The 14,040-nt window shown below is 71.7% G+C and carries 8 protein-coding genes; 1 reads left to right on the top strand and 7 read right to left on the bottom strand.

Annotation, left to right across the window (positions count from 1 at the left end):
- Positions 1-167 precede the first annotated feature (167 nt).
- The 7 genes from ispG to ABT004_RS24565 form a co-directional block, all read right to left on the bottom strand.
- Positions 168-1,325, bottom strand: coding sequence for a flavodoxin-dependent (E)-4-hydroxy-3-methylbut-2-enyl-diphosphate synthase (gene ispG / locus ABT004_RS24595; RefSeq protein ID WP_351340739.1), 1,158 nt, complete (start codon positions 1,323-1,325; stop codon positions 168-170).
- Between the two features lie 206 nt (positions 1,326-1,531).
- On the bottom strand, positions 1,532-2,833 hold the full coding sequence (locus tag ABT004_RS24590) for a M50 family metallopeptidase (RefSeq protein ID WP_502966964.1): 1,302 nt from the start codon (positions 2,831-2,833) through the stop codon (positions 1,532-1,534).
- Positions 2,830-4,122: a 1-deoxy-D-xylulose-5-phosphate reductoisomerase gene (dxr, locus tag ABT004_RS24585; protein WP_351340736.1), complete on the bottom strand. Its 1,293-nt coding sequence runs from the start codon at positions 4,120-4,122 to the stop codon at positions 2,830-2,832. The genes ABT004_RS24590 and dxr overlap by 4 nt, the downstream gene beginning before the upstream one ends.
- 63 nt (positions 4,123-4,185) lie before the next feature.
- Positions 4,186-6,123 carry an acyl-CoA dehydrogenase family protein gene (locus tag ABT004_RS24580; RefSeq protein WP_351340734.1) on the bottom strand — a complete coding sequence of 646 codons (1,938 nt, stop codon included), beginning with the start codon at positions 6,121-6,123 and terminating at the stop codon, positions 4,186-4,188.
- Between the two features lie 219 nt (positions 6,124-6,342).
- A complete protein-coding gene (locus tag ABT004_RS24575; protein ID WP_351340732.1) occupies positions 6,343-7,785 on the bottom strand; it encodes an aldehyde dehydrogenase family protein in 1,443 nt (480 codons plus the stop codon).
- A gap of 321 nt (positions 7,786-8,106) precedes the next feature.
- Positions 8,107-9,753: a PucR family transcriptional regulator gene (locus ABT004_RS24570; protein ID WP_351340744.1), complete on the bottom strand. Its 1,647-nt coding sequence runs from the start codon at positions 9,751-9,753 to the stop codon at positions 8,107-8,109.
- 175 nt (positions 9,754-9,928) lie between these two features.
- Positions 9,929-12,286, bottom strand: coding sequence for a type IV secretory system conjugative DNA transfer family protein (locus tag ABT004_RS24565; RefSeq protein WP_351340729.1), 2,358 nt, complete (start codon positions 12,284-12,286; stop codon positions 9,929-9,931).
- Positions 12,287-12,627: 341 nt separating this feature from the next.
- Here ABT004_RS24565 and gabT point away from each other — a divergent pair, with 341 nt between their 5' ends.
- Positions 12,628-13,962, top strand: coding sequence for a 4-aminobutyrate--2-oxoglutarate transaminase (gene gabT / locus ABT004_RS24560; protein WP_351340726.1), 1,335 nt, complete (start codon positions 12,628-12,630; stop codon positions 13,960-13,962).
- Positions 13,963-14,040: the final 78 nt, after the last annotated feature.

The raw sequence follows: 14,040 nt of genomic DNA, 5'->3' as shown, positions 1-14,040 counted from the left end.
CGGGGAGTCTCCCCGCCCCCCGCCGGCCCCCGCCCCCCGGGGGGGGCCGCCCCCCCCGCCCCCGGCGCCCCGACCACGGCGGGACCGCACCCGCCGACGCAAAAGGCCCGCCCACCCGGGACATGCGAAGGCCCGCCCCACCCGGGACGGGCCTGGCGGCGACGGGGTCAGCCTGCGATGGACACCGACGGTTCGCCGGAGGGGATGCCGTCCGCTTCCATCTGCTCGGCGATCTTCATCGCCTCGTCGATCAGCGTCTCCACGATCTTCGACTCGGGCACCGTCTTGATGACCTCGCCCTTGACGAAGATCTGGCCCTTGCCGTTGCCGGAGGCGACACCGAGGTCGGCCTCGCGCGCCTCGCCCGGGCCGTTGACGACACAGCCCATGACGGCCACGCGCAGCGGGACCTCCATGCCTTCGAGGCCGGCGGTGACCTCTTCGGCGAGCTTGTAGACGTCGACCTGGGCGCGGCCGCAGGACGGGCAGGAGACGATCTCCAGGCGACGCGGCTTGAGGTTCAGCGACTCCAGGATCGCGTTGCCGACCTTGATCTCCTCGACCGGCGGGGCGGAGAGGGAGACGCGGATCGTGTCGCCGATGCCCTCGGCGAGCAGCGCGCCGAAGGCGACGGAGGACTTGATGGTGCCCTGGAACGCCGGGCCCGCCTCGGTCACACCGAGGTGCAGCGGGTAGTCGCACTGCGCGGCGAGCTGCCGGTACGCGTTGACCATGACCACCGGGTCGTTGTGCTTCACGGAGATCTTGATGTCGCGGAAGCCGTGCTCCTCGAAGAGGCCCGCCTCCCAGAGCGCGGACTCGGCGAGCGCCTCGGGGGTCGCCTTGCCGTACTTCTGCAGCAGGCGCTTGTCGAGGGAGCCCGCGTTCACACCGATCCGGATCGGCGTGCCGTGGTCCTTCGCCGCCTGGGCGATCTCCTTGACCTTGTCGTCGAACTGCTTGATGTTGCCGGGGTTCACCCGGACCGCCGCGCAGCCGGCCTCGATGGCCGCGAAGACGTACTTCGGCTGGAAGTGGATGTCCGCGATCACGGGGATCTGCGACTTCCGGGCGATGACGGACAGCGCGTCGGCGTCGTCCTGCGTGGGGCAGGCCACGCGCACGATCTGACAGCCGGAGGCGGTCAGCTCGGCGATCTGCTGGAGCGTGGCGCCGATGTCGGAGGTACGCGTCGTCGTCATCGACTGCACCGAGACCGGGGCGTCGCCGCCGACGGCCACCGTGCCGACCTGGATCTGCCGGCTCTTGCGCCGCTCGGCGAGCTTGATCGGTACATCCGGCATGCCGAGAGAAATCGCAGTCATCTGCTGTGCAACCCCAAGGTGGAGGATCGAGTCCAGAGGCTTCCGAGATTACGTCACCGGCGCGTGCCCGAGCACATCGCGCCCCCCGAAACCCTCACAAAGAGGGACTGCCCGGTACTCATGGTGCCGGGCAGTCCCCAACAGCGTTCAACCAGCGCGCGACCGGCCCGTGACCGGTCCATGGCCGGCCCGTGACGGGCTTCTGATCAGGAGATTCTCACCGGGTTCACCACGTCCGCGATCAACACGAGGATCGTGAAACAGACGAAGACCCCGGCCACCACGTACGCCACCGGCATGAGCTTCGCCACGTCGAACGGGCCCGGGTCGGGGCGGCGGAAGACCTTCGCCACGTTCCTGCGCAGCGCCTCCCACAGGGCGCCCGCGATGTGCCCGCCGTCGAGCGGCAGCAGCGGCAGCATGTTGAAGAGGAAGAGGGAGAGGTTGAAGCCCGCGACCAGCATCAGAGCCATCGCGAGCTGCTGCGTCGGCGGGATGTCGAGGGTGAAGATCTCGCCGCCGACCCGGGCCGCTCCGACCACGCCCATCGGCGAGTCCTGCTCACGCGGGCCGTCGCCGAACGCCGCGTCCCACAGGGCGGGGATCTTCGCGGGCAGCGCGACGATCGAGTCCACCGCGTCAGTGACCCGGTCGGACATCCACGTCACGGAGGAGCCGAAGTCCTGGCGTACGACACCGGTGGCGGCGGTGAAGCCGAGGAAGCCCGCGTTGACGTAGCCGTCTGTGATCTGGCCGCTGGCGTCCTTCTTCGCCACCTGATTGGTGGCGATCTTCGCGTTCAGCGTCTGCTGGTGCCCGTCGCGCTCGACGACGATCGGGACAGTGTCGCCCGCGCTCTTGCGGATCTCGTCGGACAGGGCGTTCCACTCGTCCGTCGCGACCCCGTTGAAGGACACGATCTTGTCCTTCGGCTGCAGGCCCGCGGCCTTCGCCGGGGACTGCGGGTCGGAGGCCTTGCAGCTGTCGCGGTTGGCGCTGGCCTGGATGACGCAGGAGGAGACGGACGAGACGACGTTCGTCTGCTGGGTGACGCCGAAGCCCATCAGGACCGTGAGGAACAGGCCGATCGCGAGGATCAGGTTCATGAACGGGCCCGCGAACATCACGATGACGCGCTTCCACGGCTTGCGCGTGTAGAAGAGCCGCGTCTCGTCACCGGGCTGGAGTTCCTCGAAGGCCGCCGCCCGCGCGTCCTCCACCATCGAGCGGAACGGGGAGGTCGAGCGGGCTTCGATCTTGCCGTCCGCCCCGGGCGGGAACATGCCGATCATGCGGATGTAGCCGCCGAGCGGAATGGCCTTGACCCCGTACTCGGTATCGCCCTTCTTCCGCGAGAAGACGGTCGGGCCGAAGCCGACCATGTACTGGGGCACGCGGATGCCGAAGAGCTTCGCCGTCGACAGGTGGCCCAGCTCGTGCCAGGCGATGGAGAACAGCAGGCCCACCGCGAAGATGACTACGCCGAGGATCATCATCAAGGTCGTCATGCACGAGCCTCCGCGGCTGCCTTGTCCGTTCCGGTCAGTTCACGGGCCCGGGCACGCGCCCAGGTCTCCGCTTCGAGGACGTCCGCGACCGTGAGCGAAGTTCCCGATTCGGGTGTGCTGCGCTTCTCAGCGATGCAGTCGTCCACGACCTTCGTCACCGTTTCCATGATGCCGTTGTACGGCAGGGCGCCCTTCAAGAACGCGTCCACGCACTCCTCGTTGGCGGCATTGAACACCGCCGGGGCCGTGCCCGCGAGCTCCCCCACGTGCCGGGCGAGCCCCACCGCGGGGAACGCCTCGTTGTCGAGCGGGAAGAACTCCCAGCTGGAGGCCTTCGTCCAGTCGAACGCGGGCGCGGCGTCGGGGATCCGCTCGGGCCAGCCGATGCCGACGGCGATGGGGCCGCGCATGTCGGGCGGGGTGGCCTGGGCGAGCGTCGAGCCGTCGACGAACTCGACCATGGAGTGCACGTAGGACTGCGGGTGCACGACGACTTCGATGCGGTCGAAGGGGATGTCGTACAGCAGGTGCGCCTCGATGACCTCGAGCCCCTTGTTGACCAGGGTCGAGGAGTTGATGGTGATGACCGGGCCCATCGACCAGGTGGGGTGCGCGAGGGCGTCCTCGATGGTGACGTTCGCGAGGTCCGCCTTCGTACGGCCGCGGAACGGGCCGCCGGACGCGGTGACGACGAGCTTGCGGACGTCGGCGCGGGTGCCGCCCGCGAGGGCCTGGAAGAGCGCGGCGTGCTCGGAGTCGACCGGGATGATCTGGCCGGGCTTGGCGATCCCCTTGACCAGCGGGCCGCCGACGATCAGCGACTCCTTGTTGGCGAGCGCGAGAGTGCGGCCCGCCTGGAGCGCGGCGAGCGTGGGGGCGAGGCCGATGGAGCCGGTGATGCCGTTGAGCACAGTGTGGCAGTCGCCGCGGCCCGCGATCTCGGTGGCGGCGTCGGGCCCGGCGAGGATCTCGGGGAGCGGCTCCCCCGCCCCGTACCGCGCGGCCAGCGCCTCGCGCAGTGCGGGCAGCACGTCCTCGCGGGCCACGGCGACGGTGCGCACGCGCAGCCGGTGCGCCTGCTCGGCGAGCAGTTCGACGCGGCCCCCGGCGGCGCTGAGCGCGGTGACGCGGAACCGGTCGGGATGGCGCAGGACGAGGTCGACGGCCTGCGTGCCGATGGAGCCCGTGGACCCCAGGACGACGACGTCGCGAGGCGCGTCGGCCGGGGCCGGGTCGAAGACGAGATGCGGGTCCGCGAGGGGGGATGGGCTGGCAGGGCTGTCGGTCATTCCCCCATTCTTGCGTGAACTCCCTGTGCGTCCGACACGGGATGGGCAGAAGTGTCCCGGGGATCAGCGGATCGGCCGGTGCACGTTCTCGTGTTCGCTCGGTCCTGGTGTCGCCTCGGCGATCCAGGGGCCGTCGCCGCTGGGGTCGACGATGCCCTGCTCCAGCCACGTGTACGTACCGCCGATGACGCCCTTGACGACCTTGCGGTCCAGGTCGTCGGTGTTGGTCCAGAGCCGGTCGAAGAGCTCGTCGACGCGGATCCTGGACTGCCGGCAGAAGGCGTCGGCGAGCTGGTAGGCCTCGCGGCCGTACGCCTCCGTGGAGCGCAGCAGTTCGGCGCGTACGCAGGCGGCGCTCATGGCGAAGAGTTCGGCGCCGATGTCGACGATCCGGCCGAGGAAGCCCTGCTTCGTCTCCATGCGGCCCTGCCAGCGGGACATGGCGTAGAAGGTGGAGCGGGCGAGTTTGCGGGCCGAGCGCTCCACGTAGCGCAGGTGCGTGGAGAGGTCCGGGTGGCCGGAAGGGTTGAACTCGCTGTACGTACGCGGGAGTTGGCCCGGCCCCGCCACCAGCTTCGGGAGCCACTTCGCGTAGAAGCCGCCTGCCTTCGCGCCCGCCTTCGCCTTGTCGGAGAGGGACTTCTCGGGGTCGATGAGGTCCCCGGCGACCGACAGGTGGGCGTCCACGGCCTCGCGCGCGATCAGCAGGTGCATGATCTCGGTCGAGCCCTCGAAGATGCGGTTGATGCGCAGATCGCGCAGGACCTGTTCGGCGGGGACGGCGCGTTCGCCGCGGGCCGCGAGGGATTCGGCCGTCTCGAAGCCTCGGCCGCCGCGGATCTGGACGAGCTCGTCCGCCATCAGGCAGGCCATCTCGGAGCCGTAGAGCTTGGCGAGGGCGGCCTCGATGCGGATGTCGTTGCGGTCCTCGTCCGCCATCTGCGAGGAGAGGTCGAGCACGGCCTCCAGGGCGAAGGAGGTCGCCGCGATGAAGGAGATCTTCGAGCCGACGGCCTCGTGGAACGCGACCGGCCTGCCCCACTGTTCGCGCTCCGCCGACCACTCGCGGGCGATCTTGAGGCACCACTTGCCCGCACCGACGCACATGGCGGGGAGGGACAGCCGTCCGGTGTTGAGGGTGGTGAGCGCGATCTTCAGGCCCGCGCCCTCGGGGCCGATGCGGTTCGCGGCCGGGACCCGGACCTGGTGGAAGCGGGTGACGCCGTTCTCGAGGCCGCGCAGGCCCATGAAGGCGTTGCGGTTCTCGACGGTGATGCCCTCGGAGGCCGCCTCGACGACGAACGCGGTGATGCCGCCCTTGTGCCCCTCCGACTTCGGTACGCGGGCCATGACGACGAGCAGGTCGGCGACGACGCCGTTCGTCGTCCACAGCTTCACACCGTCGAGGACGTACGTGCCGTCCCCTTCGGGGACGGCGGTCGTGGCGAGGCGGGCCGGGTCGGAGCCGACGTCGGGCTCGGTGAGCAGGAAGGCCGAGATGTCGGTGCGGGCGCAGCGCGGCAGGAACGTGTCCTTCTGCTCCTGCGTGCCGAACTGCTTCAGGGGCTGGGGTACGCCGATGGACTGGTGCGCGGAGAGCAGCGCGCCGATGGCGGGCGAGGCCGAACCGACCAGCGCGAGCGACTTGTTGTAGTAGACCTGCGTGAGCCCGAGGCCGCCGTACTTGGTGTCGATCTTCATGCCGAGCGCGCCGAGCTCCTTGAGCCCGTTGATCGTCTCGTCGGGGATCCGCGACTCGCGCTCGATGCGGGCCGAGTCGATCTTCGTCTCGCAGAAGTCGTGCAGTTTGGCGAGGAACTCCTCGCCGCGCTGTGCGTCCTCGTCGGCGGGCAGCGGGTGCGGGTGGATGAGGTCGAGCCTGAACCGGCCGAGGAACAGTTCCTTGGCGAAGCTGGGCTTGCGCCAGTCCTGTTCTCGGGCGGCCTCCGCCACCTCGCGTGCTTCTCGTTCCGAGACCTTGGGCCGGGATGTTGCGGACATGAGGTTCACCTCGCCGCGCGTCGGGTCCACCGCCCGGCTCGTTACCGACCGGTGCTACTGGATCGTATGTACCCGATTACGGGCATGTCGACCAGTCCCCGTGCGTCCCCGTGCACCCGAACGCCGACGGCCGGAGCCCCCGCACAGTGGGCTCCGGCCGTCGTGACCGGCGCGCGGATCAGGCGCGCGCCGGGGTCTTCGCGGGGGTACTACGGCGTACTACAGGGCGAGGCCCGTCAGGACGAGGACACGCTCGTACGTGTAGTCGTCCATGGCGAACTTGACGCCCTCGCGGCCGACGCCGGACTGCTTGGCGCCGCCGTACGGCATCTGGTCGGCGCGGTAGGACGGGGCGTCGCCGATGACGACGCCGCCGACCTCGAGGGCGCGGTGGGCGCGGAACGCGGTCTGCAGGTCGTGCGTGAACACGCCCGCCTGGAGGCCGTACTTGGAGTCGTTGACGGCGGCGAAGGCCGCGGCCTCTCCGTCCACCTTCTTGACCGTGAGGACCGGGCCGAAGATCTCCTCGCAGGAGATCGTGGCATCGGCCGGTACGTCGGCGAGGACGGTCGGGGCGTAGGTCGCGCCTTCGCGCTTGCCGCCGGCGAGGAGGGTGGCCCCCGCGGTCACGGCCTCGTTCACCCACGACTCGACGCGCTTCGCGGCGTCCTCGCTGACCAGCGGGCCGACGTCCGTGGCGTCGTCCGCCGGGTCGCCGGTGACCTGCGCCTCGACGGCCGCGACGATCTTCGGCAGGAGCCGGTCGTACACGGTGGCGTCGGCGATGACGCGCTGCACCGAGATGCAGGACTGACCGCCCTGGTAGTTGGAGAAGGTGGCGATGCGGCCCGCCGCCCAGTCCAGGTCGGCCTCGGAGGCGTAGTCGTCGAGGACGACGGCCGCGCCGTTGCCGCCGAGCTCCAGGGTGCAGTGCTTGCGCGGCACGCTGTCCATGATCGCGTAGCCGACGGGGCCGGAACCCGTGAAGGAGATGACGGGCAGACGCTCGTCCTGTACGAGGGCGGGCATACGGTCGTTCGGGACGGTCAGGACCGACCAGGAACCGGCCGGGAGGTCCGTCTCCGCGAGCAGCTCGCCGAGGATGAGGGACGAGATCGGGGTGGCGGGCGCCGGCTTGAGGATGATCGGCGCGCCGACCGCGATGGCCGGGGCGACCTTGTGGGCGCTCAGGTTCAGCGGGAAGTTGAAGGGCGCGATGCCGAGGACGACGCCCTTCGGGATGCGGCGGGTGATGGCCATGCGGCCGGTGCCGCCCGCGTCGGTGTCGAGGCGCTGGGCCTCGCCACTGTTCCAGCGGCGGGCCTCCTCGGCGGAGAAGCGGAACACGGAGACGGCGCGGCCGACCTCGCCGCGGGCCCACTTGATCGGCTTGCCATTCTCGGCGGAGATCAGCTGGGCGCTCTCCTCGGTGCGCTCGACCAGGCGGTCGGCCACGTGGTTCAGGGCCTTGGCCCGTACGTGGGCGGGGGTCGCGGCGAACTCGTCGACCACGGCGTGGGCGGCGGCGACGGCCTCTTCCACCTGGGCCTCGGTGGGCTCGGCGACGGTGCCGACGAGGCGGCCGTCGTAGGAGTTGTGGACGTCGAACGTCGTGTCACCGGTGGCCTGGCGGCCGGCGAGCCAGAAGGCGTGGGTGGTCATGGGTGCGTGTACCGGCCTCTCCGTGGTGGGTGGGGGTGCGTGTGACCACGGTAGGGCGGGGGTATGGGGTCGCGGTTTGGCCACGGTGGAGTGGTCGCGGGTAACCGGTTCGCCGAATTGGAGCACGGCAACGGCGTTACGGCCACGGGGCTCCGCCCCGGACCCCGCGCCTCAAACGCCGGCGGGGCTTGATGTGCGGAGTCCCATTTCAAGCCCCTGCGGCGATTGAGCAGCGGGGTCCGGGGCGGAGCCCCGATCTTTAAGCCCCGCCGGCGTTTGAGGCGCGGGGTTTGGGGCGGCGCCCCAAGGTTTTGGCGGCTCTCACGCCCCCGTCGCCTTCAGGGCCAGCCACAGCTCCATGCGGACGTCCGGGTCGTCCAGGGAGCGGCCCAGGATCTCCTCCACCCGCCGCATCCGATAGCGCAGCGTGTGGCGGTGGACGCCAAGATCTGCCGCCGCCGCGTCCCACTGACCGTGCCGGGAGAGCCACGCCCGGAGCGAGGCCACCAGGTCACCCCGCCCCGTCGCGTCATGGTCGCGCAGCGCCCGCAGCAACCCGTCCGCGAACGCCCGCACCGCGTCGTCACCGAGCAGCGGAAGCACCGACCCCGCCGCCATGTCCTCATGCTCGACGAGGATGCGACCGCGTCTCCGCGCAACGGAAAGCGCCTGCTCCGCCTGCTTGTACGCGGACACCGCCGCGATCGGCCCGGCCGGCGCCGAGAAGCCGATGACCAGTTCGTCCTCGGACGAGCCCTCGCCGCGCGTCGACTCCAGCGCCTCCGCGTACTGGAGGCAGGCCTCGGCCGCCGTCCCGCCGTCGACCGTCAGCAGCACGAGGCGCCGGTTCTCGGGGACGACGAGCAGCGCCTCCCCGGAGCGCGCCGCGGCGGACTCCACCACGTCGGCGAGGACCGGCAGCGGCCCCGCACCGGGACCACCGGCCCCGGTCACCGCCTCCGCGAGCAGCGCCGCCCTCCCGGTCGACGTGTCCCCGGACCGCGCCGCCACCCCGCTCGGCGGCGGCGCCACGGAGTCCGCGATGACCATCCGGAACGGCGCGTCGAGCAGCGCCCCGTACAGGTCGCCCGCGACGGCCCGCGCGTGGTCGGGCTCCCCCGCGAGCAGCATCCGCAGGACGGCCGAGCCGATCCGCTGCTCGGCCTCGTACAGCGCCCGGGAGCGTTCGGTGGTGAGGGTCAACAGGGCGATCGCCGAGTGCAGGGCGTAGCGCTCGGCCGTGCCGAGGGTCGTGGCGGTGCCCACCGCGAGGGCCGCCCGGGGCCGCCGTCCCGCGCCGATGGAGTGCAGTTCGACCCGGTCGTCGGAGCCGCTCTCCACCACCGCACTGGCGGGCGCGGGCCGGTCCCGCAGCCGCTCGACCTCGCCGGTCAGACGGACGGCGCGGCGGCCCGCCCAGTCCGGGGCGGTGGCGACGACGGCGCCGGACGCGTCGTACAGCGCGGCCCACCCGTCGACCTGGGCGGCGAGCACGCCGAGCACCCCTTCGGGCCCGCTGCCGAGCGCCTGCTTGGTGAGTTCGCGCTGGGCGGCGAACCCGGAGGTGACGGCCTTGTACTGCTCGGCGGCGATCGCGGCGGAGACCGCCTTGCTGATGGCGATGAACGGCGTGCGCGGCGGCACCGCGAGCAGCGGCAACCCCTCGTCCTTCGCCGCCTTTACGAGTGCCTCGGGAACGTCGTCGTAGTTGACGCCGACGGCGAAGCCGAGGCCGACGACACCCGCCTCGGAGAGCCGCTTCACGTAGCGGCGCATGGCGTCGGGGTCCTCGGCGTCCAGCTTGAGCGCGGTGATCAGGAGGAGCTCGCCGCCCTCCATGTACGGGACGGGGTCGGCGAGTTCGCTCACATGCGCCCAGCGGACCGGGGTGTCCAGATGCTGCTCGCCCGCGCGCACGCCGAGCTTGAGCGCCGAGTGGTGGACGAGCGAGGCGAGCGTGGGCGGCATGGGCCAGGCCTTCGGGTGAGCGGGGGTGTACACGGGGGCAGGGCGTACAGGTGGATCTTGTGAAGCTTTTGGCCGGTCCGTATGAACGACCAGTGTTGATTCTGCCTTACCGTACGTACAACCGTGGTCGACCCCCCTGAAAGCTCGGTCGACCTTCGGACGCCTCCCGCCACTTTCAGCGGCGCAGGTCCACGAGCAGCGGCGGAGCGTGCTCCCCGCGCACGGTGGTGAGCGAGAGCACCGCGTGCCCCGGCGGCACCGCGTGTGCCAGATCGGAGGCCGACCAGCGTTCGCGCTCCACCTTGCGGACCGTGACGGCGTCCGTGGTGACGGCCTTCCCGGTCACCATCTGGCGCGCCTTGTGCAGCGCGCGGGTCAGCGGCTGCTGCGCGAACACCGCGTGCTGCGCGACCTCCTCGGTCTCCACCCACTCCGTGCCCCAAGCCTCCGCGAAGCGCCGGCCGTCCCACGTCGTGACCCCGGAGAACGCCATGCGGCAGCCGACCGCCGCGTACAGCGGGCCCTGCAGGGGCTCGGCGACCTCGCCGATGGTGCGCAGGCCGAGCACCACTCCGGCGTGCGCGGAGCGCAGCCGCTGGATGCCGCGGACCGTTTCGGCGGTGACGGTGCGCGCCGCGTCGTCGAGGACCAGGCAGGCGAAGTGGGAGCGCCCCGCCCGGCCGCGTACGACGGAGGTGAACTGGGCGAGCAGCAGCCGGGCGAGCAGCCGGGACGCCTCTTCGTGGCCCTGCTCGGGCAGGTCGACGCGGACCCGCAGCGGATGGTGCGCGAGGGCCCGTACGGAGAACGGGCGGGCGGCCGCCGGGTCGAAGAAGCCGGCGAAGATCGGGCGGTCCAGGAGGGCGAGGCGGTCGGCGAGCATCGGGCCCGGGTCGCCCGCGGTGCCGAACTGGCGCTGCCGGGCGTCGAGTTCGCGGCGCATCGCGGAGTCCGCCATCAGCCGCTCCTTGAGGTCGGCGAGGGCCTCCGGCTCGCCCTCCAGGAGTTCGCGCAGCACCGGCACCGCGGGGAACGCGTCGTGCGCCTCGCGGTAGGGGCCGAGGAGCTGGGCGAGCGCGGTGGCGGCGCGCCCGGTGTCGACGCTCTCCAAGTCGCCGGCCAGGCCCTCGGCGAGGAAGCCCGCCGCCTCGTCCGGGTCGGTGGCGTCCGCGTACAGGTCGAGGTCGTGCACCGAGGCGCGGTCGCCCGGCCTGACCACCACGTCGTACGCGTCGTCGGGGCCGAGCGGGGTGCCCTGCGCGCAGACCGCGAGCACGGCGCACTGGCCGGTGAGCGCCTGGAGCGCCAGGGACTCGACCACGGGGCGTACGACCCCGGCCGTCTTGCCGGCGCCCGGCGGCCCTACGGCGAGCAGCGAGGTGCCGAGCAGGCTCGGGTCGAGGGCCACGCCCGCGCCCCGCAGCGCGTACGGATTGCGCTCGTCGCTCGCGTAGGAGCCGATCCGCACCTGGCCGACGAGCAGGTCGTGGGCCGCCGCGCGGGCCGGCAGATCGCGCTGGCCCGAGGGGTGCGCCCAGGCGCCCGCGCCCTGCTTGAGCACGGTCTTGGCGAAGTCGGCGGGGTCGGCGGTGTGCCGCCAGGCGTGGGTGACGCGCGCGCAGTCGACGTCGTTCATGCGGCCACCCGCCACTTCGGCGGTGAGCGCGTCGGCGGCCCGGGACTGGCCCGCCTCGCGCAGCTGTGCCCAGCTCGCGCGCGCGGGTGGTGCGGCGGGGACGGGCGGCGCCTCCTTCTTGCGGCGCGCTGACCAGACGTCGAGCCAGCCGCCGAGCCGGGCGAACGGCCACAGGACCGCCGCCGTGATCAGGGCGTACAGGAGGTAGGTGAGGACCGGGACCTCGAAGAAGCCGTAGCCGCCGGTGACGAGGACGACGAGGGAGAGGACCGGGTCGACGATCGGCAGCGGCCGCCACGACAGGCCGAGCGCGTCCGGCCATACGAAGACGAGCACGACCACCGCGGCGGCCGAGGCCACGACGGCCCGGACGGGCTGGGGCCTACGGACGATGAAGTGCTGGATGCCCTCCCCCCAGGCCCCGAAACGCCCCACCAGGAAGACGATCAGAGCGAAGGCCACGCCTTGGTAGACGACGCGTGCGGCGTCCGCCTTCGGGTCCTTGGGCGACGTCGTGCCCGGCCACCACCAGCCGTCCGGCGTGAAGACCTTGAGGGGGACCCACTGGTACGGCAGCGTGCCGCGCCGCCACAGGCTCCACAACAGGACGCCGACCAGGAACGACAGGCCCATCCACACCAGCAGCCTGCGCCCGAGCGCCGACGTGTCCCGCTCGGGGGGCCGGGGCTCGTACTCGTACCGCCACACACCCGGCTGCGCCTTGGGGCGGCGCGCGGCGAGCCACTCCGCGACCGAACCGCGGGGCGCGCTCGGCGCCTGCCGGGGCATCGGCGGGGCGGTCGGGCGGGGCGGCCGCGCGGGACGCGGCACGGGCGCGGCGGCCCGCCGTTCGCCTCCTGCCCCGCGCGTCTCCCGCATCCCGCTGTCGCTGTCCATGGCTTGACGCCCTCCCGACCTGCCGGTCCGTTCGTGCCGTGTCGCGTCGATCGCGCCTCAATCTAATGCCCGTACCAGGGGAGTTCACCGCATACGCGCCCCATGGACCGGGCCCGTCGCGGCGCACGCGCCCGTCCGGAACGGAGACCGCACCGGATCCACACCTGTCCAAGACGGACAACAGGCACCACCGACCCCGCCCGGATGGAGCATGACCGCCCCGTTCCCCCGCGCCTAACCTGCGAGAAACCCCCCGAAAGCAGCCCCGGCGAACCGGCGACATCGACATCGATCGACATCGCGACCGAGCCCGGGACCGGATCCAGAATCAGGAGCCCCGCATGAGCGACATCCCGCAGGAGCGCCGCGTCGTCACCGCCATCCCCGGCCCGAAGTCGCAGGAGCTGCAGGCCCGCCGCACCGCGGTCGTCGCCGCAGGTGTGGGCTCCACGCTGCCGGTGTTCACCGCCAGGGTCGACCGCGGCATCATCGAGGACGTCGACGGGAACCGCCTCATCGACTTCGGTTCCGGCATCGCCGTGACCTCCGTCGGCGCCTCCGCCGAGGCCGTGGTCCGCCGCGCCTCCGCCCAGCTGCAGGAGTTCACCCACACCTGCTTCATGGTCACGCCGTACGAGAGCTACGTGGCGGTCGCCGAGGCCCTCGCGGAGCTGACGCCGGGCGACCACGCCAAGAAGTCGGCCCTGTTCAACTCCGGCGCCGAGGCGGTGGAGAACGCGGTCAAGATCGCCCGCGCCTACACCAAGCGCCAGGCGGTCGTCGTCTTCGACCACGGCTACCACGGCCGCACCAACCTGACGATGGCGCTGACCGCGAAGAACATGCCGTACAAGCACGGCTTCGGCCCGTTCGCCCCCGAGGTCTACCGCGCCCCGCTCGCGTACGGCTACCGCTGGCCGACCGGCGCCGAGAACGCCGGTCCGGAGGCGGCCAAGCAGGCCATCGACCAGATCTCCAAGCAGGTCGGCGCGGACAACGTCGCCGCGATCATCATCGAGCCGGTGCTCGGCGAGGGCGGCTTCATCGAGCCGGCCAAGGGCTTCCTCCCGGCGATCCGCCAGTACGCCGCCGACAACGGCATCGTCTTCGTCGCGGACGAGATCCAGTCCGGCTTCTGCCGCACGGGCCAGTGGTTCGCGTGTGAGGACGAGGGCATCGTCCCGGACCTGATCACGACCGCCAAGGGCATCGCGGGCGGCCTCCCGCTCGCCGCCGTCACCGGCAAGGCCGAGATCATGGACGCCGCGCACGCGGGCGGCCTCGGCGGCACCTACGGCGGCAACCCGGTGGCCTGCGCCGGTGCGCTCGGCGCCATCGAGACGATGAAGGAGCTCGACCTCAACGCCAAGGCGAAGGAGATCGAGACGACGATGAAGTCGCGCCTGTCGGCGATGCAGGAGAAGTTCCCGGCCATCGGCGACATCCGCGGCCGCGGCGCCATGATCGCCGTCGAACTGGTCAAGGATCCTGCCACCAAGGAGCCGAACCCGGAGGCCACCGCCGCCATCGCCAAGGCCTGCCACGCCGAGGGCCTGCTGGTTCTCACCTGTGGCACGTACGGCAACGTGCTGCGCTTCCTGCCGCCGCTCGTCATCGGCCAGGACCTCCTGAACGAGGGCCTCGACATCATCGAGAACGCGTTCGCCGCTCTCTGAGCAGACCCCTGGACACCGCTCCGGCAACAGGAGCCACACCGCCCGATCGTGACGACGCGGACCGCAATACTTCCGTGA

The organism is Streptomyces sp. NPDC002790 (assembly GCF_040295505.1).
Classification (GTDB): domain Bacteria; phylum Actinomycetota; class Actinomycetes; order Streptomycetales; family Streptomycetaceae; genus Streptomyces.
Note: the sequence above shows the minus strand (reverse complement) of the source record. Positions and strands in the feature narration are given on the sequence as shown.